At 70.5% G+C, this 26782-nt stretch carries 24 protein-coding genes; 17 read left to right on the top strand and 7 right to left on the bottom strand.

From position 1 onward, the window contains the following. Positions 1–74: 74 nt before the first annotated feature. Genes ABEG18_RS22825 through bchF form a run of 4 tightly spaced genes read right to left on the bottom strand, consistent with a single transcriptional unit; the run spans position 75 to position 7181 of the window. Complete coding sequence (locus tag ABEG18_RS22825; protein ID WP_406855333.1) at positions 75–3812, bottom strand: magnesium chelatase subunit H; 3738 nt, start codon at positions 3810–3812, stop codon at positions 75–77. Continuing rightward, on the bottom strand, positions 3787–5343 hold the full coding sequence (gene bchB / locus ABEG18_RS22820) for a ferredoxin:protochlorophyllide reductase (ATP-dependent) subunit B (protein WP_406855332.1): 1557 nt from the start codon (positions 5341–5343) through the stop codon (positions 3787–3789). Before bchB ends, ABEG18_RS22825 begins: the two co-directional genes overlap by 26 nt. Before the next feature lie 3 nt (positions 5344–5346). Further along, positions 5347–6639: a ferredoxin:protochlorophyllide reductase (ATP-dependent) subunit N gene (locus tag ABEG18_RS22815; RefSeq protein ID WP_406855331.1), complete on the bottom strand. Its 1293-nt coding sequence runs from the start codon at positions 6637–6639 to the stop codon at positions 5347–5349. After that, positions 6636–7181 carry a 2-vinyl bacteriochlorophyllide hydratase gene (bchF, locus tag ABEG18_RS22810; RefSeq protein ID WP_406855330.1) on the bottom strand — a complete coding sequence of 182 codons (546 nt, stop codon included), beginning with the start codon at positions 7179–7181 and terminating at the stop codon, positions 6636–6638. Before bchF ends, ABEG18_RS22815 begins: the two co-directional genes overlap by 4 nt. A gap of 240 nt (positions 7182–7421) precedes the next feature. Here bchF and ABEG18_RS22805 point away from each other — a divergent pair, with 240 nt between their 5' ends. The 5 genes from ABEG18_RS22805 to ABEG18_RS22785 all read left to right on the top strand — a co-directional run bounded on the left by ABEG18_RS22805 (position 7422) and on the right by ABEG18_RS22785 (position 13019). Continuing rightward, positions 7422–8330: a B12-binding domain-containing protein gene (locus ABEG18_RS22805; protein ID WP_406855329.1), complete on the top strand. Its 909-nt coding sequence runs from the start codon at positions 7422–7424 to the stop codon at positions 8328–8330. Between the two features lie 36 nt (positions 8331–8366). Continuing rightward, a complete protein-coding gene (gene ppsR / locus ABEG18_RS22800) occupies positions 8367–9806 on the top strand; it encodes a transcriptional regulator PpsR (RefSeq protein WP_406855328.1) in 1440 nt (479 codons plus the stop codon). 128 nt (positions 9807–9934) lie between these two features. Further along, positions 9935–11287 (top strand): BCD family MFS transporter, encoded by a 1353-nt coding sequence (locus ABEG18_RS22795; protein WP_406855327.1) that lies wholly within the window; start codon positions 9935–9937, stop codon positions 11285–11287. Continuing rightward, a complete protein-coding gene (locus tag ABEG18_RS22790) occupies positions 11284–12477 on the top strand; it encodes a geranylgeranyl diphosphate reductase (RefSeq protein ID WP_406855326.1) in 1194 nt (397 codons plus the stop codon). Before ABEG18_RS22795 ends, ABEG18_RS22790 begins: the two co-directional genes overlap by 4 nt. Continuing rightward, complete coding sequence (locus ABEG18_RS22785; RefSeq protein WP_406855325.1) at positions 12474–13019, top strand: TspO/MBR family protein; 546 nt, start codon at positions 12474–12476, stop codon at positions 13017–13019. The genes ABEG18_RS22790 and ABEG18_RS22785 overlap by 4 nt, the downstream gene beginning before the upstream one ends. Positions 13020–13109: 90 nt before the next feature. Here ABEG18_RS22785 and ABEG18_RS22780 read toward each other — a convergent pair whose 3' ends face one another. After that, on the bottom strand, positions 13110–13502 hold the full coding sequence (locus tag ABEG18_RS22780) for a c-type cytochrome (protein WP_406855324.1): 393 nt from the start codon (positions 13500–13502) through the stop codon (positions 13110–13112). 452 nt (positions 13503–13954) lie between these two features. On the opposite strand from ABEG18_RS22780, the gene ppsR (ABEG18_RS22775) reads away from it, so the two are divergent. The 3 genes from ppsR (ABEG18_RS22775) to dxs all read left to right on the top strand — a co-directional run bounded on the left by ppsR (ABEG18_RS22775) (position 13955) and on the right by dxs (position 17826). Next, positions 13955–15412 (top strand): transcriptional regulator PpsR, encoded by a 1458-nt coding sequence (ppsR, locus tag ABEG18_RS22775; RefSeq protein WP_406855323.1) that lies wholly within the window; start codon positions 13955–13957, stop codon positions 15410–15412. Between the two features lie 100 nt (positions 15413–15512). Next, positions 15513–15878: a hypothetical protein gene (locus ABEG18_RS22770; protein WP_406855322.1), complete on the top strand. Its 366-nt coding sequence runs from the start codon at positions 15513–15515 to the stop codon at positions 15876–15878. 31 nt (positions 15879–15909) lie between these two features. Continuing rightward, entirely contained in the window at positions 15910–17826 is a 1917-nt protein-coding gene (dxs, locus tag ABEG18_RS22765) for a 1-deoxy-D-xylulose-5-phosphate synthase (RefSeq protein WP_406855321.1), read from the top strand. Between the two features lie 12 nt (positions 17827–17838). Here dxs and ABEG18_RS22760 read toward each other — a convergent pair whose 3' ends face one another. Then, positions 17839–18729, bottom strand: coding sequence for a LysR family transcriptional regulator (locus tag ABEG18_RS22760; RefSeq protein ID WP_406855320.1), 891 nt, complete (start codon positions 18727–18729; stop codon positions 17839–17841). Between the two features lie 214 nt (positions 18730–18943). On the opposite strand from ABEG18_RS22760, the gene ABEG18_RS22755 reads away from it, so the two are divergent. The 9 genes from ABEG18_RS22755 to rpiB all read left to right on the top strand — a co-directional run bounded on the left by ABEG18_RS22755 (position 18944) and on the right by rpiB (position 25446). Then, a complete protein-coding gene (locus tag ABEG18_RS22755; RefSeq protein ID WP_406855319.1) occupies positions 18944–19351 on the top strand; it encodes a cupin domain-containing protein in 408 nt (135 codons plus the stop codon). 16 nt (positions 19352–19367) lie between these two features. After that, positions 19368–20231 (top strand): class I SAM-dependent methyltransferase, encoded by an 864-nt coding sequence (locus tag ABEG18_RS22750; RefSeq protein ID WP_406855318.1) that lies wholly within the window; start codon positions 19368–19370, stop codon positions 20229–20231. A gap of 84 nt (positions 20232–20315) precedes the next feature. Then, on the top strand, positions 20316–21092 hold the full coding sequence (locus ABEG18_RS22745) for a FadR/GntR family transcriptional regulator (protein ID WP_406855317.1): 777 nt from the start codon (positions 20316–20318) through the stop codon (positions 21090–21092). Continuing rightward, positions 21089–21994: an NAD(P)-dependent oxidoreductase gene (locus ABEG18_RS22740; RefSeq protein WP_406855316.1), complete on the top strand. Its 906-nt coding sequence runs from the start codon at positions 21089–21091 to the stop codon at positions 21992–21994. Before ABEG18_RS22745 ends, ABEG18_RS22740 begins: the two co-directional genes overlap by 4 nt. Then, the gene (locus ABEG18_RS22735; protein WP_406855315.1) at positions 21991–22674 is read left to right on the top strand and encodes an amino acid ABC transporter permease; all 684 of its coding nucleotides are present in this window, start codon (positions 21991–21993) and stop codon (positions 22672–22674) included. Before ABEG18_RS22740 ends, ABEG18_RS22735 begins: the two co-directional genes overlap by 4 nt. Before the next feature lie 10 nt (positions 22675–22684). Next, the gene (locus ABEG18_RS22730; RefSeq protein ID WP_406855314.1) at positions 22685–23353 is read left to right on the top strand and encodes an amino acid ABC transporter permease; all 669 of its coding nucleotides are present in this window, start codon (positions 22685–22687) and stop codon (positions 23351–23353) included. Beyond that, positions 23353–24105 (top strand): amino acid ABC transporter ATP-binding protein, encoded by a 753-nt coding sequence (locus ABEG18_RS22725; protein WP_406855313.1) that lies wholly within the window; start codon positions 23353–23355, stop codon positions 24103–24105. Before ABEG18_RS22730 ends, ABEG18_RS22725 begins: the two co-directional genes overlap by 1 nt. 35 nt (positions 24106–24140) lie before the next feature. Beyond that, the gene (locus ABEG18_RS22720) at positions 24141–24932 is read left to right on the top strand and encodes a transporter substrate-binding domain-containing protein (protein WP_406855312.1); all 792 of its coding nucleotides are present in this window, start codon (positions 24141–24143) and stop codon (positions 24930–24932) included. 67 nt (positions 24933–24999) lie between these two features. Further along, a complete protein-coding gene (gene rpiB / locus ABEG18_RS22715; RefSeq protein WP_406855311.1) occupies positions 25000–25446 on the top strand; it encodes a ribose 5-phosphate isomerase B in 447 nt (148 codons plus the stop codon). A 37-nt stretch (positions 25447–25483) separates the two neighbouring features. Here the strand turns inward: rpiB and ABEG18_RS22710 are convergent, their stop codons facing one another. Beyond that, positions 25484–26776, bottom strand: a complete 1293-nt coding sequence (locus ABEG18_RS22710) for an NAD(P)/FAD-dependent oxidoreductase (protein ID WP_406855310.1) — start codon at positions 26774–26776, stop codon at positions 25484–25486. Positions 26777–26782 lie beyond the last annotated feature (6 nt).

The following is a 26782-nucleotide window of genomic DNA, read 5'->3' as shown; positions in this document are numbered from 1 at the left end:
GCTGCCTTCGCCGTCCGGGCGTCTCAGTCGGATCGGAAGTGAGGTGACGGCGTTCACGGGGGTGTCCTTTCGGTTCAGGCGGCTACGCCGACGCCGGCGGTGACGCCTTCGAGACGGTCCTCGAGCTCCTCGCTGGCGCGGCGCAGCGCATCGAGCGTCGCGGCGTCGGGGGTCCAGTAATGGCGCTCATGGGCTTCGAGCAGGCGGTTCGCCACGCGGGCGGAGGCGGTGGGGTTCAGTTCGGCCAGCCGCTCCCGCATGGCGGGATCGAGCATGAAGGTCTGGGTGAGCTGCTGGTACACCCAGGGGGCGACCGCGCCGGTGGTGGCGGACCAGCCCATCGTGTTGGAGACGTGCTCCTCGATCTGGCGCACGCCCTCGTAGCCGTGGCTGATCATCCCCTCGTACCATTTGGGGTTGAGCATCCGGGTGCGGGTCTCGAGCGCGACCTGCTCGCCCAGCGAGCGCACGACGCCGTCGCCGCGCGTCTGGTCGCCGATATAGACCTGCGGGCCGGGCCCGCCGCGCGCCCGGGCGGCGGCGCGGCTGACGCCGCCCAGCGTGTCGAAATAGTGGCTGATGGTGGTGACCCCGAGCTCGACGGAATCAAGGTTCTGGTAGGCGAGGTCGACCTGGGCGAGGACGCTGGTCAGCAGCGCCGTGTGCTGGACGGGCTGGCCGCCGCGCCCATAGGCGAAACCCTTGCGCCGCGCATAGGTCTCGGCGAGTTCGTCCTCGTCCTCCCAGCCGCCATTCTCGATGAGGTGGTTGACGTTGGAGCCATAGGCCCCGTCGGCGTTGCCGAAGACGCGCAGGGCCGCGGTCTCCATGTCGCAGCCCGTCTCGGCGCTGTAGGCCAAGGCGTGCTTGCGGATGAAGTTCAGCTCGGCCGGCTCGTCCGCGCAGGCGGCGGCGTAGCAGGCCTCCGCCAGCAGCCTGACCTGCAAGGGCAGGAGGTCGCGGAAGATGCCCGAAAGGGTGATCACCACGTCGATGCGCGGCCGGCCCAGCTCCGCCAGCGGCGTCAGCGTCGCGCCGGCCAGCCGGCCATAGCCGTCGAAGCGCGGGCGGGCGCCCATCAGGGCGAGGGCCTGGGCGATCGGGCCGCCCTCGTTCTTCAGGTTGTCGGCGCCCCAGAGGACGATCGCGACCGTCTCGGGCATCGGGCGGCCCTCGGCCATGTGCCGCTGGAGGACGCGCTCGGCCTGCTTCGCGCCGTCCTGGACCGCGAAGGAGCTGGGGATGCGGAACGGGTCGAACCCGTGCAGGTTGCGGCCCGTCGGCAGGATGGCGGGCGTGCGCAAAAGGTCGCCGCCCGGCGCCGGGCGGATGAAGCGCGCATCGAGCGCCCGCAGGATGGCGGGGATCTCATGGTCCTGGCCGAGCCAGCGGTCCGCTGACGCGAGTTCGCGCAGGAGATCGGCGGAGGCCGAGCCCTCCTGGATGCCGGCCCCGCCGACCAGGGCCTCGATCTCGGCGCGCGGCGGCCGGGCGCCATGGGCGGCGTCCGCCATCGCCTCCAGCATCTCGACGCGCTGGTCGTGCGACAGGACCTCGCCGACGACGTGCAGGCCGTGCGGGATGAGGGTGTGTTCGAGCTCGAGGACGTCCCCGGCGAGCCGCAGGATCCGTTCGGCCGCGTCTGGTCCCCAGGCCGGCTCGGCCTGGGCGAGCTCGACGGCGGCGGCCTGCGCCTGGATGAGCGCGGCGAGGTCCTGGCGCTCGGCCGCGGCGTCCTGTTCGGCCGCGCGCCAGCGGTCGATCGAGGCCTTCAAGTCGAGCAGGCCGCGATAGAGCCCGGCATGCGCGATCGGCGGGGTGAGATAGCTGATGAGGGTGGCGGCCGAGCGGCGCTTGGCGATGGCGCCTTCGGACGGGTTGTTGGCGGCGTAGAGATAGACGTTGGGCAGGTCGCCGATGAGGCGGTCCGGCCAATCGCGGCCACTGAGGCCGGCCTGCTTGCCGGGCATGAACTCCAGCGCCCCATGGGTGCCGAAATGCAGCGCCGCATGGGCGCCGAAATCCTCGCGGATCCAGCGATAGAAGGCCGAGAAGGCGTGCGTGGGAGCAAAGCCGCTCTCGAAGAGCAGGCGCATCGGGTCGCCCTCATAGCCGAAGGCGGGCTGCACGCCGACGAAGACGTTCCCAAACTGCGCGCCGAGCACGAACAGCGAAGCGCCGTCGGCCTGCTGGCGCCCGGGCGCCGGGCCCCACTGGGCCTCGATCTCGCGCAGCCAGCGCTCGCGGCGGACGTGGTCGTCGACCGGGATGCGGACATGCACGTTGGCGTGCGCGCCGAAGCGCTCGCGGTTGCCCTCGATGATGCGCTCGCGCAGCTCGTCCACGCTGGCCGGGACGTCGACGGCGTAGCCCTCCTGCTTCATCGCCGTCAGGGTGCGATGGAGCGAGCGGAACACCGACAGATACGCGGCCGTGCCGGAGTTGCCGGCGTTCGGGGGGAAGTTGAACAGCACGATGGCGATCCGCCGCGCCGCCCGCTCGCTCCGGCGCAGCGTCACCAGCCGGTCGACGCGGGCCGCCAGCATCTCGGAGCGCTCGGCGCAGGGCTGCATGTCCCTGTCGTCCGCGCCGGACGGGAACACGCAGCCGCGCGAGCAGCCCGTGCAGGCGGCGCCGGCCTTGTCGGAGCGGCCGCCGAACACGATCGGCCCGGTGGCGCCGTCCAGCTCCGGAATGGCGATCATGATGGTGGATTCGACCGGCAGGACGCCGCGGGCCGACGCGCCCCACTGCTCCAGGGTCTGCAACTCGGCCGGATGGGCCGCCACATAGGGCACGTCGAGCGCGGCCAGCACGTCCTCGGCGGCCCGGGCGTCGTTGTAGGCGGGACCGCCGACGAGGGAGAAGCCCGTCAGCGAGACGAGCGCGTCGATGACGGGGCGCCCGTCCTTCATGAAGAAGCGCTCGATGGCCGGCCGGGAGTCGAGGCCGCTCGAGAAGGCCGGCACGACCCGAAGCCCGCGCGCCTCCAGGGCGGCGATGACGCCGTCATAATGGGCGGCGTTGCCGGCCAGCATGTAGGAGCGCATGCCCAGCACGCCGATCACGCCGCGCGAGCCTTCCGCCGGGAGGCGATCGGCCTGTTCGGCGATGCGGCCTTTCATGCGCGGATGATAGACGCCCACCTCCGGATAGGAGACCGGCGCGGCCACGGGGCCGCCTCCGCGCAGCGCGCGACGCGGGCCTTCCGCGTAGCGCTCGACGAGCATGCGGATGAGGTTCTCGACATTGTCGTCGGATCCCGCCAGCCAGTATTGCAGGGCCAGGAAATAGGCCCTGACGTCCTGGGCCGCGCCCGGGATGAAGCGCAGGATCTGCGGCAGGCGCTTCAGCATCTTGACCTGGCGCGCGCCGGCGCTGGCGTTGCGGTCCTTGCCGGCGCCGCGCAGGCGCTTGAGGAAGGACAGGGCGCCGCCGCCCTTCTGGCCGTCCATCGAGAAGCGGCCCATCCGGGTCAGCTTCATCACCGGCGCGGCCGAGAGCACGCTCACCATGGCGTCGCAGCCGTCACGCCGCGCCTCCAGGGCGTCCAGCACGCCGGCGAAATGGTCCTCCATGAACAGCATGGCGTTGATGACGATGTCGGCCCGGGCGATGTCGGCCCGGCAGGCGGCGAGGCGCCCGGCGTCGTCGCCCCATTCGGAGGCGGCGTGCAGCGTGACGACGAGGCCCGGGAACGTCTTCAGCAGGCGCCGATGGGCGCGCTGCGTCGCGCTCGCCAGATGGGTGTCCATCGTGACGAAAGCGACCCGCAGGGGGGTGGGATCACCGGCTGAAATGGGCTTTGGCATCGTAGAGGGTGTCCACGGTGATCAGGGCCAGGCCTCGCTCGGCGGCGAAGCGCTCGGTGTTGCGGCGCGCCTTGCCCCGCACGAAGAACGGGATCTTCCTCAGCTCCTTTTCGGCGTCGTCGGCCCAGGCGCCGGCCATCGGGGAGGCCGCGGCCACCGGCGCGGGCTCCTGAGCGATCGGGGCTTCGGCGGGCCTGGCCGCCGGGCCGAGATGCGACGGGGCGGCCGCGTCATGGAATTCGTGGTCGTCGCGGAACATCGCCAGGAGATGCTCCTCCAGGCCCATCATCAGGGGATGGATCCAGGAATCGAAGATGACGTTCGCGCCCTCGAAGCCCATCTGGGGCGAACGCCGGGCCGGGAAGTCCTGGACGTGGACGGGCGCGGAGATCACCGCGCAGGGGACGCCCAGGCGCTTGGCGATGTGGCGCTCCATCTGGGTGCCGAGGACGAGTTCGGGCTGCAGCTCCACGACCCTGGCCTCGACGGCGAGGTAATCGTCGGTGATCAGCGCCTCGACGCCGTACAGCGCCGCGGCGGCGCGCGTCTCGCGGGCGAATTCACGGCTGTAGGTGCCGAGCCCGACGACCGTGAAGCCCAGTTCCGTGGCGGCGATGCGGGCCGCCGCGATGGCGTGGGTGGCGTCGCCGAAGATGAAGACGCGCTTGCCGGTGAGATAGGTCGAATCGACCGAGCGCGAGTGCCAGGGCAGCCGCGAGTCCGGCGCTTCGCGGTCAGCGACGGCCGGGTCCAGGCCGGCGAGCGCCGCCGCTTCGGCCATGAACTCGCGCGTCGCGCCGACCCCGATCGGGACTACGCGGGTGAAAGGCTGGCTGAAATTCTTGTGAAGCCAGAGCGCCGCCTGCTGGGCGATCTCGGGATAGAGGACGACGTTGAAGTCGGCAGCGCCGAGACGCGCGAGGTCGGCGGGCGACGCGCCGAGCGGGGCCACGACGTTGACGTCGACGCCGAGGCCGGCGAGCAGGCCGCGGATCTCATCGAGGTCGTCGCGGTGCCGGAAGCCGAGCGCGGCCGGGCCGAGGATGTTGCAGAGAGGGCGCCGTCCGTCGCGGGCGGCGGGGCGGACCGCGGGATCGGCGAGCCGCCTCACGAGCTGGTAGAAGGTCTCGGCCGCGCCCCAGTTCTCCTTCTTTTGATAGGAGGGCAGCTCCAGCGCGATGACCGGGACGGGCAGGTCGAGCGCCCGGGCGAGGCCGCCGGGATCGTCCTGGATCAGCTCCGCCGTGCAGGACGCGCCGACGATGATGGCCTCGGGCCGATGGCGCTCATAGGCGTCCCGGACGGCGGTCTTGAAGAGTTCGGCCGTGTCGGAGCCGAGATCGCGGGCCTGGAAGGTGGTGTAGGTGACGGGCGGTCGCTGGTCGCGCCGCTCGATCATGGTGAAGAGCAGGTCGGCGTAGGTGTCGCCCTGGGGCGCATGCAGGACGTAGCGCAGGCCCTTCATGGCCGTGGCGATCCGCATGGCGCCCACATGGGGCGGGCCTTCATAGGTCCAGACGGTGAGCTGCATGGCTCAGACCTCCAGCCTGGCGCGCCGGACCAGCGGCCGGGCGAAGAGTTCTGCGAGGTCGCCGGCCTGGTCGTAGCCCTGGATCGGCGTGAAGATCAGCTCGATCGACCATTTCGTGGTCAGGCCCTCGGCCTCGAGCGGATTGGCGAGCCCCAGCCCGCAGACCACGAGGTCGGGCGCGGCCTCGCGGCAGCGGTCGAGCTGGCGGTCCACGTCCTGCCCCTCGCTGATGCGGGGGCCGGCCGGCAGCAGGGCGAGCTCCTCGGCGAGATGCTCGCGATGCAGATAGGGCGTGCCGACCTCGATCGGCTTCATGCCGAGTTCGCGGGCCAGAAAGCGGGCCAGGGGAATCTCGATCTGCGAGTCCGGGAAGAGGAAGACGCTCTTGCCCCAGAGTTCGGCGCGGCGGGGCGCCAGCGCGCGCTCGGCCCGGGCCCGGGCCGGAGCGGTGATGGCGGAGAAGCGCTCGGCCGGCACGCCGAAGACGTCGGCCGCGGCTTTCAGCCACAGGGTGACGCCCTCGGCCCCGAGCGGGAAGGGCGCCGGGATGCGCTTCGCCCCGCGTTGCTCCAGGGCGCGCGCGGCGTCGGCCAGGAAGGGCTGGGCGAGCAGGAAGCGGGTGCGGGGCCCGACGGCCGGGCACTGGTCGGCCCGGCGCGGCGGCAGGAAGGCGACGGGACCGATCCCGAGCGCCTCGAAAAGGCGGGCGAACTGGTCCTCGACGACGTCCGACAGGGCCCCGACGACCAGGAGGTCCGGCCCGCCATCGGCCGCCGCGTCGGGGAGGCCGGGGACGAGCGCGGCCAGGCAGGCGTCCTCGCCCTGCGTGAAGGTGGTCTCGATGCCGCTGCCGGAATAGCTCAGCACCCGGACGCCGGGCGCATGGCGCAGCGAGAGGCGGCCGGCGGCGCGCGACAGGTCGAGCTTGATCACCTCCGACGGGCAGGAGCCGACCAGGAAGAGCAGGCGGATGTCCGGCCGGCGGGCCAGCAGCTGGTCCACCACGCGGTCGAGCTCGTCATTCATGTCGGCGAGGCCGGCGAGGTCGCGCTCGTCGATGATGGCGGTGGCGAAGCGCGGCTCGGCGAAGATCATCACGCCCGCGGCGGACTGGATCAGGTGGGCGCAGGTGCGCGAGCCGACCACGAGGAAGAAGGCGTCCTGGATCTTGCGGTGCAGCCAGACGATGCCGGTGAGGCCGCAGAACACCTCCCGCTGCCCGCGTTCGCGCAGCACGGGGGCGCTGGAGCACCCGTCCGGGCCGGCGATCGCGGCGGGGGAGGCGCGCTCGTTCATGACGCCGCGCCCGCGAAAGGCCGGGCAGGCTCATGGTCGCGATCGCCCGCGGCCTGCGCGCCCAGCCGGGCCGCGCGCAGCTTCAGGAGAAACTGGGAGGCGTTGACCGCATAGGCCGCGTAGGCGGCGAGGGCCACGCCCATCTGGGCGGACGGCGACAGCGCGCCCGTCGTCAGGGCGGCCACATAGGCGCCGTGCAGGCCGATCACCAGGAAGCTGACCACGTCCTCCCAGAAGAACGGCGGCGCGAACAGCCAGACGCCGAAGACCTCCTTCTCCCAGATCGAGCCCGTGACCATGATGGCCAGGAGGGCGGCGGTCTTCAGGATGATGGAGGCCGTGGCGATCCCGTAGCCTTCGCCGGTGGCGAGGTAGCGCAGGATCAGGGCGGCGCTGGCGATGCAGATCAGGAACTGAACCGGGGCGAGGACGCCCTGCACGAGGGTCCAGGGCGACGCATCGCGCCGGCGCCGCTCCTCGGGCGTGTAGAGGGGCCGACGCTCCTGGCGGGGCCGACTGCTGGCGCGTCCGTCTCGGTCCACCCGTCGCTCCCACCGTTGCGATGGCTCAGAAGGGAGAGACTAGAGCCCGGTCGAAAGAAGTGTCAAGCGATCCTGACGTCAAGTTCAATTTACAAACAGGGGACGATGCGGTTTGATGTCTCCGCCGCTATCCATCGCCTCGATCTTGACCTAAGCTCCGGACCAAGGATCGAGCCAAGCGACAAAAAAAGATCCGCGCCGGACTTCGAGGAAGGGCCGGAACCGTTGGGGGGACTGCCAATGGAAGTCGTGAGGGCGTGTTCAGGGCAGGGCGCAAGCCCCTTGCGGGTGGACGAAGGCGGGGGCGACTGGTCGCAGCAGATCCCGCTGTCGACCATCCGCCCGGATCCGGCGGCGGACGCCGCGCGCCACGCGCTGGCCCAGGTGATCGAGACCGAAATCATCCCGCGTCTGGCGCTGGCGCACGGAGCGAGGCCGCCCGGAAGGGCCGCGTCGCCCGAGATCGTCCCGGCCACGATGGAGCCCGGCGCCGCCCAGGTCGAGGCCTTCGCGACGCTGCTGCGCACGCGCGGCTACCACACGGTCCATGCGCATGTGCAGGGGCTGGCCGAGGCCGGCATGCGGCCCGAGACCATCCTGCTGAAGCTGTTCGCTCCCACGGCCCGTCTTCTCGGCGAACTGTGGAAGGCCGACATCTGCGACTTCGTCGAAGTCACGATGGCGCTGTCGATGCTGCAGCAGCTCGTGCGCGAGCACAGCTCGTCCATCGTCGGGGAAGGCATGGGCGGCGGCGACAAACGGCGCGTGCTGCTCGCCCCGGCGCCCGGCGATCCGCACACCTTCGGCATCGCCATCGTGGAGAAGTTCTTCCGCTCCTCCGGCTGGGACGTCTGGGGCGGGGCGGCCGGCCTCGCCTTCGACCTGCCGGCTCTGGTGAAGCGCGAGTGGTTCGGGATCGTCGGCTTCTCGCTCGGCTCCGAGCGCTACCTTGACAGCCTGCCGCCGCTCATCCGGCGGCTGCGGCGGGTCTCCCGCAACCCGAACCTGCGGATCGTGGTCGGCGGGGCCGCGTTCCTCGAGCGGCCCGAGCTTGGAGTGCTCATCGGCGCCGATTCCACCGCCATCGACGCCCAGTCCGCCGTATCCGTCGCCCAGGGCCTCCTGGCGCATGGCGCGGCCACGGGCTAAGCGCCCCTCCCGAGCAGAGAAGACCGAGATCCCTGAATGTCGATTACGGATCGTGCTCCCAAGAGGCAGGAGGCGCGCCCGTTTGGGGCGGAGCCGAAACTCGTCGGGTCCTTCGACGCCGACACCGCCGCCGAGGTGATCTCCGCCGCCGCCGACCTCGCCCTCGTGGTGGATTCGAAAGGGATCATCCGCGACCTGGCGGTCGGCAGCGACGACCTCGCCCCGCTCGGGCTGCGCGTGTGGCGGGGCGCGCCGCTGGCCGACACGCTGGGGCCCGACAGCCGGCACAAGGCGGCCGAACTCCTCGCCGCCGACGCCGCGGCGGGACCCGTCGAGGCGCGCTGGCGCCATCTCAACCATGTCACGCCGCGCGGCGACGAGCTGCCGATCCGGTATGCGCCGGTCCGGCTGGCGCAAGGCCACGTCCTGCTCGTCGGGCGCGACATGCAGGCCACCGTGGCCCTGCAGCGCCGGCTCGTCGCCGCCGAGCAGGCCCGCGTGCGCGACTATGCGCGGATCAGCGGCGCGGAGGGCCGCTACCGCATGCTGTTCCAGGCCTCATCGGAGGCCGTGCTGATCATCGACCCGCTCACCGCGCGGGTCCTGGAGGCCAATCCGGCGGCCTGCGAGGTGTTCGGCAAGCCGGCGCAGGCCTTGTGCCGGCTCGAGCTCCCGGCCCTGTTCGAGCCGAACCGGCGCGCCGGCGTGGAATCGCTCATCGCCGCGGTGCGGCTGACCGGAAAGGGCGACGAGGTCGCCACGACGCTGACCGAAGCGGAGGCGCCGTTCCGCCTCTCGGTGTCGCTGTTCAGGCAGGAGAGCGGCCTGCGCTGCCTCGTCCGCATGGTTCCGGCCGCGCCCTCGGTGTCCGGCGGCGGCGACCCGGCGATCGCCTCCATCATCGACCGCATGCCGGAAGGCTTCATCCTGGCCGGGATGGACCGGCGCATCCGGGTCGCCAACCTGGCCTTCCTGGAGGCGATCCAGCTCTCGGTGCCCGAGCAGGTGCGCGGCGAGCCGCTGGACCGGTGGCTGGGGCGCACCAGCGTCGATCTCGACGTGCTCATGAGCGCGTTGCGCGACAAGGGCTCCGTCCGCCAGTTCGTCACCGTGATCCGGGGGGAATACGGCTCGCGCGAGGAGGTCGAGATCACGGCCGTGGCGCTGGACGGGGTCACGGATCCGTGCGTCGGGCTGACCGTGCGGGTGAGCCCGGGCGCGACCGCGCTGGACGGCCGCGAGCGGCCGAAATCCGCCGCGCGCCTGACGGAGCTGATCGGCCAGATGCCGCTGAAGAGCCTGGTGCGGGAGACGACCGACGAGGTGGAGCGCCGCTGCATCGAGACGGCGCTGCGGCTCACCAAGGACAATCGCGCCTCCGCGGCCGAGATGCTGGGGCTGAGCCGCCAGAGCCTCTACGCCAAGCTTCGCCGCTTCGGCCTCGCCTACGCCGAGGACGACGCCGAGCAGGGCTGAGGCTGAGCCTCCGCCGAGTGTAAAAGAAAATTGACACTCAGATCTGTCAACTCTACCTTCGAGAGGTGAGCGTCGACTTGGCCGCGTCCCGCCGCGAAGCCGCGCACCCGACCCGAAGGGATCACGACATGATCGGCGCGCCGCTGGGGTGGCTGGGCATCATCCGCATCGGGCTCGTGCAGACGGCTCTGGGGGCCATCGTGGTCCTGATGACGTCGACGATCAATCGCGTAATGGTGGTCGAGCTGGCCCTGCCGGCGATCGCGCCCGGCCTGCTGGTGGGCCTGCATTACGGCGTGCAGGTGTTGCGGCCCCGCTGGGGCTACGGATCCGACATCGGCGGCCGGCGCACCCCCTGGATCATCGGCGGAATGGCCGGTCTGGCTCTCGGCGCCGTGGGCGCGGCGGCCGGCACGGCGCTGGCCGGCGTCAGTCCGGCCTGGGGACTGGCGGTCGCGACGCTGTCCTTCCTGGCCATCGGCGTCGGGGTCGGGGCCGCCGGAACGTCGCTGCTGGCGCTGCTGGCCAGTCAGGTGGAGCCGCGCATCCGCGCCGGGGCGGCCGCGACCGTCTGGATCATGATGATCGCCGGCTTCGCCATTTCGGCGCCGCTGGCGGGACATTTCCTCGACCCGTTCTCCCCGGCCCGCCTCGTCGGCGTCACGGCCGCGGTGGCGGCGGTCGCGTTCGTGGTCGCCACGCTGGCGATCCTCGGCGTCGAGCCGGCCCGCGGACCAGCGCCCTCTTCGGCGCCGGCGCCAGGGGAGGCGCCCGCGCCGCGCCCTTCGTTCGGGGCGGCGCTGCGGGACGTGTGGGCCGACGCCAGGTCGCGGCGCTTCGCCATCTTCATCTTCGTCTCCATGCTGGCCTACAGCGCCCAGGAGCTCGTGCTGGAGCCGTTCTCCGGCGTCGTCTTCGGCCTGACGCCCGGCGGATCGACCAAGCTGTCGGGCGTGCAGCATAGCGGCGTGCTCTTCGGCATGATCGCCGTGAGCCTCGTCGCGGCGCGAGGCCGGGGCCGCTGGTACGGCTCCCTTCGGGCGTGGACGGTGCTGGGCTGCGCGGCCTCGGCGGTCCCGCTGGTCGGGCTCGCGGGCGCGGGACTGGCGGGACCGGACTTTCCGCTGCGGCCCTGCGTGTTCGCGCTGGGGTTCTTCAACGGCGTGTTCGCGGTGGCGGCGATCGGCTCCATGATGGAGTTGGCCAACGGCGCGCCCTCGGCCCGCCAGGGCACCCATATGGGGGTCTGGGGCGCGGCCCAGGCGGTCGCGTTCGGGTTGGGCGGGCTCTGCGGAGCCGCCGCCGTCGACCTCGCGCGGGGCCTCGTCGCCTCGCCGACCAGCGCCTACGGGGTGGTCTTCCTGTGCGAGGCGGCCTTGTTCCTGGCCAGCGCCGTGCTGGCGGCCTCGCTCGGCAGGGCCTCGCAGGCGGTGCGCCCGTCCGCCCCGCTCCAGGCGCGATCCGAGGGGGCGGCGGCATGACCGGGTCCGACGACATCTACGACGTCGCCGTCATCGGCGGCGGCCCCGCCGGGGCGACGGCCGCCCATGACCTGGCGCGGCGCGGCGTGCGGGTCGCCCTGGTCGACCGCGCGGGCCGCATCAAGCCTTGCGGGGGCGCGATTCCGCCGCGGCTGATCCGCGACTTCGACATCCCCGACCACCTCATCGTGGCCCGCATCACCTCCGCCCGCATGGTGTCGCCCCGCGACCGGCGGGTCGACATGCCCATCGACAACGGCTTCGTCGGCATGGTTGACCGCGAGCATTTCGACGAGTGGCTGCGCGAGCGAGCCGCCGGCGCCGGCGCGCGCCGGATCACCGGGAGCTGCGAGCGCCTGTCGCGCGACCCGCAGGGCGTCGTGACGCTCCATCTCGGTGGCCGGGATGCGGACGAGGGCGCCGCCCTGCGCGCCCGGATCGCGATCGTGGCCGACGGGGCGCGGTCCGCCATCGCGCGGGAGGAGATCCCCCAGAACGGCGACCCGCGCTGCGTCTTCGCCTATCACGAGATCGTCCGTCCGCCGGCTCCGGGCGACGGCGACTACGACCGCTCGCGCTGCGACGTCTACTATAACGGGGCGCTCTCGCCCGACTTCTACGCCTGGGTCTTTCCGCACGGCGAGACCTGCAGCATCGGAGTGGGCAGCGCCCGCAAGGGCGTGTCGCTGCGCGGTTCGATCCGCGCGCTGCGCGCCAGCGCCGGCCTGGACCGGGGCGAGACCCTGCGGCGCGAGGGCGCGCCCATCCCGCTTAAGTCGCTGAAGCGGTGGGACAACGGCCGCGACCTGGTGCTGGCCGGCGACGCCGCCGGGATCGTGGCGCCGGCCTCCGGCGAGGGGATCTACTACGCCATGCTGGGCGGGCGGCTGGCCGCCGACGCCGCCTTCGAGGCGCTGCGGACCGGCGACGCCCGCGCGCTGGCGCAGGCCCGCAAGCGGTTCATGAAGGCGCATGGCCGAATTTTCTGGATCCTCGGGATCATGCAGTATTTCTGGTATGGCAGCGACCGACGGCGCGAGCGCTTCGTCAGCATCTGCGGCGACCGCGACGTGCAGCGCCTGACATGGGAGGCCTACATGAACAAGGAGCTCGGCCGGCCCCGCCCGCTCGCGCATGCGCGCATCTTCTTCAAGGACTTGGCGCATCTGTTCGGCGTCGTGTCGCCGTGACCGCCTGGATCGCCGATCTCACCGCATGGCCGCTGGCGCTCCCCACCGCGGTGGGGGCAGCCTGGGCGCTCGTCGTCGCCGGCCTGGGCGGCTGGCTGACCGACGTCTCGTCCTGGTACCAGAATCTGCGGTTTCCCTCCTGGCGGCCGCCGGACTGGTTGTTCGGACCGGCCTGGACGGTCATCTTCATCTGCATCGTGGCCGCCGGCGTGCTGGCCTGGCGCGACGCGCCGACCGGCGCCGAACGGGCGCTGCTGATCGGGCTCTTTCTGGTGAACACCGTGTTCAACGTGGCCTGGTCGCTGCTGTTCTTCCGGCTGCGGCGGCCCGACTGGGCGCTCGTCGACGTCGTCGCCCTGTGGGCGTCGATCGTGGCGCTGATCATCGGCGTCGGGCGCACCTCGACCGACGCCGCGCTGTTGCTCGCCCCCTATGCGGCCTGGGTGTCGTTCGCCGCGTTCCTCAACTGGACCATGGTGAGGCTGAACCCCCGGACGGCGCCGGCCAGCCCCGGCGCGGCGAGGCCGGCGCGGTCCGTTTAGCGTCCAGGGCCGCATGTTTTGGCGCGAAAAGGCGGTTTCCACCTTTTCGCGGCATGTTCCAGGCGTTGCGACCGGCCGACGGCCGGAGCGTCAGATCTTCTTGCCGTCCGGGCCGAACTGCTTGAGGTAGGCCAGGACATTGGCGACGTCCGCGTCGTTCGTCAGCCCGGGGAAGCTCATCTTGGTGCCCGGGATCTTGGCCTTCGGGTTGCGGATGTACTCCTGGAAGGTGGCTTCGTTCCAGGTGAGGCCCGATGTCTTGTTGGCCTCGGAGTAGGAATAGCCCGGATAGGTCCCGGCGGGCCGGCCGATGACGCCGTTCAGCACAGGGCCGACGCCGTTCTTGGCGGTTTCGCCGATCTGGTGGCAGGCGCGGCACTTCAGGAACACCTTCTCGCCCGCGGCGGCGTCCTGCGCGAGGGCGGGACCGGCGGGCGCGAGCAGCAGGATCGCGAGGGTCGCTGCAGGGAGGGCGTGGGTCATGGGAGGCCTTTCCGAGGGTGGCGCGTCTGCAAGGCGCGGGGGACCTGGAAAGGGTGGAGCGGCCACGGCGATCGTCAAGGATGTCTGGCGGTCGAAGTGTCATACCATTTTGTCATCTAAGAGGCCTGGTGGGCGCCTGGATCGTCAGAATTCAGCAGAACCTTGAAATAAAACAAGATTTGTGCGGCGCAGCGTGCTATAAGAAAGAGGCGCTCCAGCGTTTGTCCAGTCGCTTTGACGTTTGTCGCCTTGCGTGGACGCCGATCCTCCCCATATCGGGCGGGGGCCGACATCGGTCAGCGGATGGATGCTGACGCGGTTTCATGATGCAGCATGTTGAAAAAGCTGCGGGGTCTTCCCTTTTGCTTTGTTCCGGCCATTGTGCGGCCGGCGCGAGAGCGATCAAAATGGATCCGCGGCGCAGCGCCGCGTGATCGAGACAAGGAACACAGGTGGCCAGGACCGTGGGATCGCCCGAGCACAGATCGCAGCCCTTCGCGACCCCCCGGGAGTCGCTGGGCGGATCCGTCGACGCCGAAACGGCCGGCGCGCTGATTTCGGCGACGGCCGACATTGCGCTGGTGATCGATCGCGAGGGCGTGGTGCGGGACGTCTCGGTTTCGGACCTGGACCTCGCCGAACTGGATGCGCGCTCCTGGGTGGGGCGTCCCTGGCGCGACACCGTCACGGTCGAATCCAGAGGCAAGATCGACGAATTGCTCGGCGCGCCCTCCGCCAAGTCCGCCTCGCGGTGGCGGCAGGTGAACCATCCCACGCCATCGGGAGTCGACGCTCCGGTGCGCTACTCGGCTATTCGCCTGGATGAGGACGGACGCACGCTGGCGATCGGGCGCGACCTGCGGGCCATCGGGTTGATGCAGCAGCGGCTGGTCGACGCGCAGCAGGCCATGGAGCGCGAATATGCGCGCATCCGCAGCGTCGAGACGCGCTACCGGCTGCTGTTCCAGTTGGCGTCCGAGGCGGTGGTGATCGTCGACGGCCTGACCAACCGGATCGTGGACGCCAACCCGGCCTCCGCCCGGACCCTGGGCGTCGCCTCCAAGAGGATCATCGGGCAGACCTTCGCCGACCTGTTCGACGAGGGCAGCGCGCAGGCGGTGCAGTCGCTCTTCGCCGCGACCCGCTCGGCGGGCCGGGCCGACGACGTTCACGCCCGCACGGCCGAGGGCAAGACGTCGCTCCTGCTGTCGGCCTCGCTGTTTCGCCAGGAGAGCGCGGCGCACCTGCTCATCAAGCTGCGCTCGATGGCGGCGGAAGGCGCGCCCGCGCCGGCCTCGGTCAGCAGCGTCATGCAGGTGATCGAGCGCCTGCCCGAGGCCTTCGCGGTCACCGACCTGACCGGTCGCGTGCTGGCGGCGAATTCGGCCTTCCTCGACCTCGCCCAGGCGCCGACCGAGCAGCAGGTCAAGAACCAGCCGATCTCGCGCTGGCTGGGCAGGCCGGGCCTGGACGTCGAGACCCTGTTCAACACGCTGCGCACCCATGGCTCGGTGCGCAACTTCTCCACGGTGCTGCGCGGCGAACTCGACGGGCTGGAGACGGTCGAGATCGCGGCCGTGCTGGTGGAAGGCGGCGAAATTCCCTGCGTCGGGTTCAGCATCCGCACCAATGGCTGGCGCCAGGCGGACCGGCAGTTCTCCGGGCCCGAGCTGCCCAGCACCGAGCAGTTCACGGACCTCGTCGGCCGCATGCCGCTGAAGGAGATGGTGCGCGAGACCACCGACATCATCGAGCGGCTCTGCATCGAGGCGGCGCTCGAACTCACGCGGGACAACCGCGCGTCCGCGGCCGAGATGCTGGGCCTCAGCCGCCAGAGCCTCTACACGAAGCTGCGCCGCTTCGGACTGGGCGACCTCGAAAGCGAGCCGGACGACGCCAAGATAAACTGAGTGTAAACGCAAGTTGACAGTTCCGCTTGTCTAATCCTAATGTCACATAGAGCGGCTCCTGGATTTGGAGCCGGCTTCTTGCGACAGCGGGCGCACCATCATGGCGGAGCTTTTCCAGACCGGCGCGATCGTCAACATCGTCCTGCTGGTCATGGCCGCGGAGGCGCTGGCCATCCTGTGGTTCCCCCGCCGGCTCGTAGCTCCTCCCTCTCTCAGGCCCTTCGCGGTCTCGGTGGCGGCGAACCTCGCCGCCGGCGCCTTCCTGGCGCTGGCGCTGCGCAGCGCCCTCCGCGCCGAGGAGTGGCCGTTCATCGCCGTCTGGCTCTGCGCGGCCTTCATCGCCCATGCGGCCGATATGGCGGCGCGCTTCGGGCCCGCCCTCCTGGGCTGGTCGCGGGCGCGGCGAGGCCGGGCGCTCTCCTCCACCTCCCATCTCACGCCGGGGCTTGGCGGATCCGACCCCTAAATCCCCCGCGTTTTCCTGCAGGTGCCTGGCCATGCGCTCCGGTTCCACTCCCACTCTCGACGGCGTCCCGTTCCCCGGCGACCTGCGGGCGCTGCCAGAGGCGGCCTTGAAGGACGTGGCGGACGAATTGCGGCGAGAGACCATCGCCGCCGTCGCGGTCACGGGCGGCCATCTCGGCGCGGGCCTCGGGGTCGTGGAGCTCACGGTGGCTCTGCACTATGTCTTCGAGACGCCCCATGACCTGCTGATCTGGGACGTCGGGCACCAGGCCTACCCGCACAAGATCCTGACCGGGCGGCGGGACCGCATCCGCACGCTGCGCAAGGGCGGCGGCCTCTCCGGCTTCACCAAGCGGGCCGAGAGCGAGTACGACCCGTTCGGGGCGGCGCATTCGTCCACCTCGATCTCGGCCGGCCTCGGCATGGCGGTGGCGGCCGGGCTGAAGGGCGAGCGCCGGACCGTCGTGGCGGTGATCGGCGACGGCGCGCTGTCGGCCGGCATGGCCTATGAGGCGATGAACAACGCTGGCGCGTTGAACGCGCGGCTGATCGTGATCCTCAACGACAACGAGATGTCGATCGCCCCGCCCGTGGGAGCGATGTCGGCCTATCTGTCGAGGCTGTTCTCGGGTCGCGCCTATCTGACGGCGCGGGAGATCGGCCGGCGGCTGACGGGCCGGCTGCCGCGCCGGATCGACCGCACCATCACGCGCGCCGTCGAGCACGCCCGGGGGTTCATCACCGGCGGAACGCTGTTCGGCGAGCTCGGCTTCTATTATGTGGGCCCGATCGACGGGCACAATCTCGACCACCTGCTGCCGGTGCTGCGCAACGCCCGCGACGCCGAGATGGGCCCCATCCTGATCCATGTCCGCACGCAGAAAGGCAAGGGCTACGCGCCCGCCGAGGCCGCGCCGGACAAGTATCACGGCGTCAGCAGCTTCGACGTGATCACCGGGACGCAGGCCAAGGCCAAGCCTGGCCCGCCCAGCTACACGGCCGTGTTCGGCGACGCCCTCGTGGCGGCGGGGCGGGTCGATGACCGCATCGTCGCGATCACGGCCGCCATGCCGGCCGGGACGGGGGTCGAGCCCTTCGCGCAGGCCTTCCCGGAGCGGACCTTCGACGTCGGCATCGCCGAGCAGCACGCCGTCACCTTCGCGGCCGGGCTGGCGACGCAGGGCATGAAGCCCTTCTGCGCCATCTACTCCACCTTCCTGCAGCGCGCCTTCGACCAGGTGGTGCATGACGTGGCGATCCAGAACCTGCCGGTGCGGTTCGCGATCGACCGTGCGGGGCTGGTGGGCGCCGACGGGCCGACGCATGCCGGGTCGTTCGACGTGGCCTATCTGGGCGTCCTGCCCCATCTGGTCGTCATGGCGGCGGCCGACGAGGCCGAACTCGTCCGCATGGTGGCGACGGCTGCGGCCTATAACGCGGGGCCGATCGCGTTCCGCTATCCGCGCGGGACCGGAACGGGCGTGGAGCTTCCCGCCTTCGGCGAGACGATCCCGATCGGGAAGGGGCGCGTGCTGCGGGAAGGCTCGCGCGTCGCCATCCTGTCGCTGGGGTCCCGCCTTGCCGATTGCCTGGCCGCGGCGGACGAGCTGGCGGCCCGCGGCCTCTCCACCACGGTCGCGGACGCACGCTTCGCCAAGCCGCTCGACGCGGCCCTCGTGGAAAGCCTGGCGCGGGACCACGACGTGCTCGTCACCGTCGAGGAGGGCAGCGTCGGCGGTTTCGGCTCCTTCGTGCTGAACCACCTGGCCTGGGCGGGCCTGCTGGATCGCGGCCTGAAGGTGCGCCCGATGTGCCTGCCCGACCGCTTCGTCGACCATGATGCGCCAGAGCGCATGATCGCTGCGGCCGGGTTGGACGCCCATGCGATCGTGGCGACCGCCGTCACGGCGCTGGACGAGGCGCAGGAGGCCCTCGCGGCCGCCGAGTGACCGCCCGCCGGGTCAGCCCGTCAGGATCGGCCGGAGATTCGGGATCTCCCCGGCGATGAAATCGAAGAACGCGGAAATTCGGGCCGTCCGGCGCAGATCCGGACGGGTCAGCAGCCGCCAGCTGCGGGCGAGTTCGGGCACGGGGCCGAGCAGCCGTTCGAGATCCGGCTCGCCATCGCCGATCGCGGTGGGCAAGGGAGCGAGGCCGACCCCGGCCTTCACTGCGTAGACCAGCCCGAGCACGCTCGTGTTCCGGGCGACGATGCGCCCGTTCGGCGCCACGGCCGCGAGCCAGGTCGAGACGCGGTGGCCCGCCATGCTCTCCTCGAAGCTCACCAGGGGATAGCTCTCGATCTCCTCGATCCGAGACGGCTTGCCATGCCGCGCCACGAAATCCTGGCTGGCGTAGATGGCCCAGAGCGAGTCCGCGATCTTGCGGCCGACGAGGTCGCCGTCGGTGTCGCCGGAGCGCAGGGCCACGTCCGCCTCGCCCTTGGCCAGGTCCACGTAGCGGTCGCTGATCACGAATTCGACGCGGATGTCGGGGTGGCGGGCGTGGAACCGGTCCAGCACTTCCGACCGGGTGATGCGCAGCACGATGGGCTCCGGGCAGGTCAGGCGGATGACGCCGGCGGAGACGCGCCTCATCTCCTCCACCTGTCGCGCGAAGGCCTCGACCTGTCGTTCGACGGCCTGCGCGTGGGGCAGCATCGCGAGGCCGAACTCGGTCAGCCGATAGCCGGTCGGGTGGCGGGTGACGAGCGGCCGGCCGATCCGGCGCTCCAGTTCGGCCATGCGCCGCTGGACGGTCGACTGGCTGAGGCCCATGGCGCGGCCCGCCGCCAGCGTGCTCTCGCAGCGGGCGACCGCCAGGAAGTATCTCAGGTCGTCCCAGTCGAACATTTGATAAAGATGCGCTGACGCCGGCCGTTTGCGCAAATTTGCGGCCGCCGCGGCGGGGCGTCGAGCACGGCGGGCGAGACGGCGGGTGCGGCCCAGCAAGGGTTATGCGGATTCGCGGCCCCCGCGCGCAACAATGCGGCTGCCGCGCCGCCCCTCCAGACCCTAGCCTCTCTTGCGAGAGCGAGCCGTTTCGCTCTGGACCCGGAGGCAGGTCATGCGCTCGTCAACGTTCCTCGCCGCCGCCGTGATGGCGACCACGCTCGCTTGCGCGTCCGCTCACGAGAGCGGGCTCGCCAAGCCGGACCTCGTGCTCAGGGAGACGACCGACGCCATGCCGGACGAGCGCCGGAAAGAGGTCCGCGTCATGACGGCCGTCTTCCAGCCGGGCGACCGGACCGTGACGCATACGCACCGCTTCCCGGTGACCGTCTACGTGCTCGAAGGCGCGTTCACGCTGGAGATCGCCGGGCGCGAGCCCATCACCGTCAAGGCCGGGCAAGCCATGGTGGAGCCCGCGGGAGTGACCATGACGGGCTTCAACCGCAGCGCCCAGGACCCGACCAAGGTGGTGATCTTCTATGTGAGCTCGCCCGCCACCCCTTTCCTGGATCCGACACCCTGATCGCCTGGAGCGCGCCATGACGTCCCCTCTCCTCGACGGCGGCGCCGTCGCATCCGCACGCGACCAGTGGGATCGCGCGGCCGCCGGCTGGAACGAGCACGGGCCGGCGATCCGGGCCTGGCTGACGCACGCGACCGCGGCGATGATCTCCATGGCCGGCGTCACGTCCGGGTCGCGCGTCCTCGACGTGGCGGCCGGCGCCGGCGACCAGTCCCTCGCGGTGGCCAAGATGGTGGGACCGAAGGGCTCGGTCCTGGCGACCGACGTGTCGCCCCAAATCCTCGCCTACGCGGAGCTGAACGCCCGCAGCGCGGGCTACCGCACCATTGCGGTCAAGGTGACCGACGGCGTGTCCCTGGACGTGCCGCCGGAGAGTTTCGACGCCGTGGTCTGCCGCCTGGGGCTGATGTTCTTTCCATCGCCGCTCGACGGGTTGCGGGACATGTTCCAGGCCCTGCGGCCCGGCGGAGGCGCCTGCACGGTCGTGTTCGCGGAACCGAGCGTCAATCCCTGTCTGTCCATCCTGATGCAGACCGCCTTGCGGCGCGCCGGGCTGCCGCCGCGGGATCCCTTCGCGCCCGGCGCGCTGACGAGTCTCGGCAAGCCGGGCCACATCGACGAGCTGTTCCGACAGGCCGGTTTCCAGCATGTCGCGACGACCCGGTTGAACGCGCCCTTCCGCGCCCCGGCGGTCGGGCGTTATCTCGAGTTCGTCCGGTCAGCGGCCGGTCCGATCCTCGAGATCCTGGAGACGCTCGACGCCGCCGGGCGGGAAGCCGCCTGGTGCGACATCGAGGAGCAGCTTCGCATCTATGACACGCCGGAGGGGTGGGTCGGTCCCAACCAGCTGCTGCTCACCGCGGGCCGGAAGCCTCTCTGACGCGCATGGAGGGCGGCGCCGGACCCCTCGATGCGCCTTGACGGCATGCCGTGGCGACCGCTATTGGTCTGACCACGGTAAAACATGGCTGCTGATCTTGAAATCACGCGGCTCGGGGAGGCCAACGGCAAGGGGTTCGAAAAGGTGTTCGCGTTCCTGCGCGAGCGCCTGCTGGATGGGTCTCTCCGTCCAGGCGACCGCCTGATCCCCGAGCGTGAACTCGCCGCGCAACTGGACGTGAGCCGTCCGATCCTGCGCGAGGCTCTGCGCGCGCTCACCGTGCTGGGCGTCGTGGAGATCCGCGACCGCGTCGGCACCGTCGTGCGGCGGCCGGACCTCGCCGTGCTGAACGACTTCTTCACCTTCGCCTTCGCGCAGCGCGCCGAGCTGATCGAGGACGTCATGCAGGCGCGCATCGCCATCGAGTGCCAGGCGGTGCGGCTCGCCACGCAGCGCGCCACGGTGCTCGACCTGGAGCGGCTGAAGGCCGCCTTGGCGCGCATCATCGAGACCATCGACGACCCGGATCTCGGCGGCCTCGCCGACTACGAGTTCCACCGCACGCTGGTGGACGCCGGCAAGTCGGAAACCTTGGTGGTGCTGCACAATTCGCTGTCGGGGATCCTGATGATCTCGCACCGCAAGCGCCGCGAGCTGCTGCGCAGCTTCGCCTCCATGAAGACCTACCTGATCGAGGATCACGGCCGAATCTTCGACGCCGTCGCGGCGCGGGACCCCGACAGGGCCGAGAAAGTGCTGCGCGAGCATTTCGCCATCGGCGACGAGTACCGCCGGCGCGCTGCGCTGGGCGAACGGGACGGCGAGTCCGCCCTTCAGATGACGGAGCAGGAAGCCCGATGAGCAATGACGAAAAGCGCGGCTGCGCGGCCTTCATCGGCCTCGGCACGATGGGCCGCGAGATGGCGGTCCATCTTCTCACCGCCGGCTACGCGGTGCGCGGCTTCGACGTGAACGCCGAGGCCGTCTCGGGGCTCGCCGGGCATGGGCTCGTCGCCTGCTCCAGCCCCGCCGACGCGGCCCGCGGCGCCGACATCGCCATCACGATGCTGCCCGACACGCCGCATGTGGAGTCCGTGGTCTATGGCGAGAACGGCCTGTTGGCTTCGCCGCCGGACGGCCGCCTCGTCGTCGACATGAGCACCATCTCGCCGGTCGCGGTACGGCGCATGCATGCCGATCTCGCCCAGGTGGGCGTGGCTTTGATCGACGCGCCGGTCTCGGGCGGGCCCGTCGGGGCCAGGAACGCGGCGCTGTCGATCATGGCGGGCGGCGACGCGGAGGCCTTCGCGCGGGCCGAGCCGTATTTCCGCGCCATGGGGACCACGATCACACATGTCGGCGCCGCCGGGGCCGGGCAGGCCGTGAAGCTCTGCAACCAGCTCGTCTGCGCGATCAACCTGCAGGCCATCTGCGAGGCGCTGGCGCTCGGCCGCGCGTCGGGCGTCGATCTCGACCAGCTGCGCACCGTGCTGCTCGGCGGTTCGGCCTCGTCCTGGATGCTGGACCGGCTGGGCCCGGCCATGATCGCCGGCGACGCCTCGGCGGGTTTTCGCATCGACCTCATGCTGAAGGACCTGCGGCTCGTGCAGGAGCAGGCGCAGGCGCTCGCGGTGCCGCTGCCCGGGACGGCGCTGGTGACCAGTCAGTATGTGGAGGCCAAGGCCCATGGCGAGGGCGCGAACGGCAACCAGGCGCTGTTTCGGGTCTATGACCGGATGACGAACCGGGCGCCTGACGCATGAAGATCCATCTCGACTTCGGCGCCATTCTGGAGCGATGGCCGAGCTTCGTCTCGGGCGCGATCATGACGCTGGAGCTGGCCCTGATCGCCACCGTGCTCGGCACCGCCATCGGGGTGATCGGCGCCATCGCGCGGCGCAGCGGCCATCCGGTCGCCATGCGGGCGGCGGCGATCTATGTCGAGAGCATCCGCAACACGCCGTTGCTGGTGCAGATCTTCCTCGTCTATTTCGGCCTGGCGAGCCTCGGCGTGAAGTTCCCGGCCTTCACGGTGGCGGCGGCGGCGCTCACCATCAATGTCGGCGCCTACACGACGGAGATCATCCGCGCCGGCTTCGACGCCATCCCGAAGGCGCAGATCGAGGCCGCGGAGGGGCTCGCGCTATCCAAGACGCAGATCTACTGGCACGTCGTGATGCTGCCGGCGATCGAGAAGGTCTATCCGGCGCTGACTAGCCAGTTCGTGCTGCTCATGCTGGCCTCGTCGGTGACGTCGCAGATCTCGGCCGAGGAGCTGACCGCGGTCGCGAACTACATCCAGTCCGACACCTACCGGGCCTTCGAGACCTATATCCTGGTCGCCATCGCGTATGTGGCGCTGTCGCTGGTGATGCGCGCCGGGTTTCATGGCCTGGGCCTCGTGATGTTCCCGCGGCGCCGCCGCCTCGGCACGCCATTGTGAGGGGGGCGGCATGGGCGGCTCCCTGAACGCCAATCACCTGATGTTCCTCGCCCACGGCGCGCTGTGGACGATCGGCCTCTCGCTCATCGCCCTGGTCGGCGGCGGGCTCGCCGGGTTCGTCGTCGCGCTGGCGCGGATCTCGCCCGTGCGGGCCGTGCGCATCCTGGCGGCCGGCTACGTGCAACTGATCCAGGGCACGCCGCTGCTGGTCATCATGTTCCTGACCTATTTCGGTCTGCCGCCGCTGGGGATCACGGTGTCGCCGCTCACGGCGGCCTCCGTGTCGCTCACCGTCTATGTCGGAGCTTATCTGGGCGAGATCTGGCGCGGCTGCATCGAATCCGTGCCGAAGCCGCAATGGGAGGCGGCCGAGGGCCTCGCTTTGTCGCGCACGCAGCGCATGGCCAGGGTCATCCTGCCCCAGGCGGTGCGGATCGCCACGCCGCCCACGGTCGGGTTCATGGTGCAGATCATCAAGAACACGTCGCTGGCCTCGGTGGTCGGCTTCGTCGAGCTCGCGCGCGCCGGGCAGATCATCAACAACGCCCTGTTCGAGCCCTTCCTGATCTACCTCATCATCGCGGTGGTCTATTTCGCGCTCTGCTATCCCGTTTCGCGCCTGAGCCGGCGGCTCGAGATGAGCCAGGGCCGGCCCCGCCTCACCGTCGAGACAGCCTGATGCAAAATAGCTCCGCCGACGCCGGTCCGACCGTCGTCTCGCTCAAGGACGTGCACAAGAGCTTCGGGCCGCTCAAGGTGCTCGACGGCGTCACCTTCGACGTGGCGCGCGGCGAGGTGCTGACCATCATCGGCCGCAGCGGCTCGGGCAAGAGCACGGCGCTGCGCTGCATCGACCGGTTCGAGACGATCGACAGCGGAGAGATCGTGGTGTGCGGCCGCAAGGTCCACGATCCCGGGCTCGACCTGCGCGCCCTGCGCCAGGATGTCGGGATCGTCTTCCAGAGCTACAACCTGTTCCCGCATCTCACGGTCGAGCAGAACATCACGTTGGCGCCGACCTGCGTGAAAGGCGTCTCCAAGGCGCAAGCCCGCGAACAGGCGCGCGCCGCGCTGGCGCAGGTGGGCTTGTCCGACAAGATCCAGCATTACCCCGAGCAGCTGTCGGGCGGCCAGCAGCAGCGCGCCGCCATCGCGCGGTCGCTCGCCATGCGGCCCAAGGTGATGCTGTTCGACGAGGTGACGTCCGCGCTGGACCCGGAACTCACCGGCGAGGTGCTGAAAGTGATCGAAGGCCTCGCGGCCGACGGCATGACGATGGTGATGGTGACCCACGAGATGGGGTTCGCCCGCAGCATCGCCGACCGGGTCGTCTTCATGCACCGCGGCAAGGTCCACGAGCACGGGACCGCCGCGGTGCTGACGACCCCATCGACCCCGGAACTGGCCCAGTTCATCGGAACGGGACTGTGACGGGCGAAAGAAGACGCGTAACAGGGAGAAACGCGATGATGAAGACGACGCTGATGGCCGCCGTTGCGGCGGCCTGCATGACCATGATGGCTTCCGGCGCGGCCAGGGCCGACCTGCTCGACGACGTCATGAAGGCCAAGAAGATCCGCATCGCGACCGACATGGCGATCCCGCCGTCCGGCATGATGGACTCCAGCATGAAGCCGACCGGCTCCGACGTCGAGACCGCGCAGCTGCTGGCCAAGGACTGGGGCCTCGAGATCGAGTGGATCCAGACAACCGGCGCGACCCGCATTCCGAACGTGCAGACCAACAAGGCCGACATCATCGTCTCGACCCTGTCGGTCACGCCCGAGCGCGCCAAGGTGATCGACTTCTCCAAGCCCTACGCGGCCCTGCAGTCGGTCGTGGGGTGCCTGAAGAGCGCCTCCGTGAAGGACTGGGCGGACCTGAAGGACAAGACCATCGCGGTGTCGCGCGGCACCACGCAGGACACCGAGCTCAGCAACATGAAGGACCGCAACCTGAAGCTGGCGCGCTTCGACGACGACGCCACCATGGTGACGGCCGCCGTGTCGGGCCAGGCGGACTGCGTTGCGTCCTCGGCCACGATCGTCAACCAGATCGGCGTCAAGAACCCGGGCCGCGTGTTCGAGCCCAAGGTGCCGATCCGCAATTTCGACCTCGCGATCGGGGTGCGCCAGGGCGAGCCCAAGATGATCGAGAAGCTGAACGAGTGGATCTCGGCCAACCTGAAGAACGGCAAGCTGAACGAGATCTACAAGAAGTTCCACGGCAGCGAGCTTCCGCCCGAGATGCGCGGCTGAGGCGAGCCCCGGGCCGGCGCCTTGGTCGCGCTGGCCCATTCTTCCAACGACAAGGCAGGACACGACAATGCGAGTCGTCATCGGTTCGGATCACGCAGGCTGGATCCTCAAGCAGACCGTCATCGAGCAGGTGCGCGCGCTCGGACACGAGGTCACGGACGTGGGGTCCCACGACGACAAGCCCGTCGACTTCCCCGACATCGCCCGCACGCTGACCGGCAAGGTGAAGGCCGGCGAGGCCGAGCGCGGCATCATGGTGTGCGGCACGGGCGTGGGCGCGTCGATCGCGGCCAACAAGGTGAAGGGCATCCGGGCGGCGGTCTGCCATGACGTGCATTCGGCCCACCAGTCGGTGGAGCACGACGACGTCAACGTCATGTGCATCGGCGCCCAGATCGTCGGGCCCTGGCTGGCCAAGGACCTCGTCGCCTCGTATCTCCAGGCTGAGTTCTCGACCGACGAGGATTGCCGTCGCCGCGTCGAGAAGCTGCACGCCATGGACGCCGAGGGCTGAGCCGGGCCCGCCCCGGCCGCCGCGGCGGGCTGGCCGTTCAGGCCAGTCCGGCGTCGCTCATCCGGTAATAGGCGACCACCGCCGCCACATAGGCCCGGTTGAGGCCGTGGAACGGGATGGTCTTCACCGGCGTGACCGGGAAGGGCAGCGCCTTGGCGTCGCCGGTCGCCAGATAGCCCGCCAGCGCCCTGCCCATGGCGGATTCCAGCCCGACGCCGCGTCCCTGGCAGCCGATATTGACGACCAGGCCCGGCTCCGGCTCGTGCAGGTGAGGCAGGAAGTCCCGCGTCACCGCCACGCGGCCGCACCAGCGGAACTGGATCGGCGCATCCTTCACGGCCGGGTACATGCGCGCGATGACGCGCTCGAGGTGCGACCAGTCGCTCTTGTCGGTCGGCTCGCGGAACGGCCCGCGGCCGCCCATCAGGAGCCGGCCCTCATGGTCGAGCCGGAAGTAGAGCAGGAGCTGGCGCGTGTCGGAGGTCACCTGCCCGTAGGGGAGGATGCTCTTGCGCAGATTGTCGGAGAGCGGCTCGGTCGCGACCTGGTAGGAGTTGGGCGGGATGATGGTCTGGGCCAGCTTGGGGTAGTAGCCGCCCGTGTAGCCATTGGTGCACAGCGCTACCTTGGCGGCCGTGACCGTGGCGCCCTGGGCGGTCCTCACCTTCCACTTCGTCCCTTCTCGGGCCAGCGACTCGACCGGGCTCTGGCCATGCACGACGGCTCCGGCCTTCTGGGCGGCCCGGCAGAGTTCACGGGCGTAGCTCAAGGGCTGCACCGCTCCGCCGCGCCGGTCCAGCCAGCCGGCGAGGTAGACGTCCGTGCCGAGGTGGTCGGTGGTGCGGGCCTTGTCGAGATACTCGGTCGGCGCGCCCAGGCGAGCCCATTCGGCCGAGCGCTTCTTGGCGGTTTCCACCATGGACGCCATGTGCGCGCCCTGGATCCAGCCGTTGCGCACATGCGGCACGTTCATGCCGTGCTTGGCGATGAGGTCGAACACCACGTCGGCCGTGGAGCCCGCGAAGGCCGCCAACGCCTTGCCGGCCTCCTCGCCGAACTTCGTCACGAGCTCGTTGGGGTCGTATTTCAGCCCCGGGATGACCTGCCCGCCATTGCGGCCGGAGCCGCCCCAGCCAGGTTCGCGCGCCTCCAGGACGACGCAGCTGACGCCCCGCTCGGCCAGGTGCAGGGCGGTCGACAATCCCGCATAGCCGCCGCCCACGATGGCGACGTCGACGTCCACGTCCTTGTCGAGGGGCGGGCAGTCCGGCGCCGGGACGGCGGTCGCGTGCCAGAGCGAGGGGTCGAGCGGAAAGGGTTGGGCGCTCATCGCAAC

Origin of the sequence: Alsobacter sp. KACC 23698 (assembly GCF_045348435.1) — a bacterium.
GTDB lineage: Bacteria > Pseudomonadota > Alphaproteobacteria > Rhizobiales > Beijerinckiaceae > Alsobacter.
The sequence above is the reverse complement of the archived record's forward strand: the minus strand, read 5'-3'. Positions and strand labels throughout refer to the sequence as shown.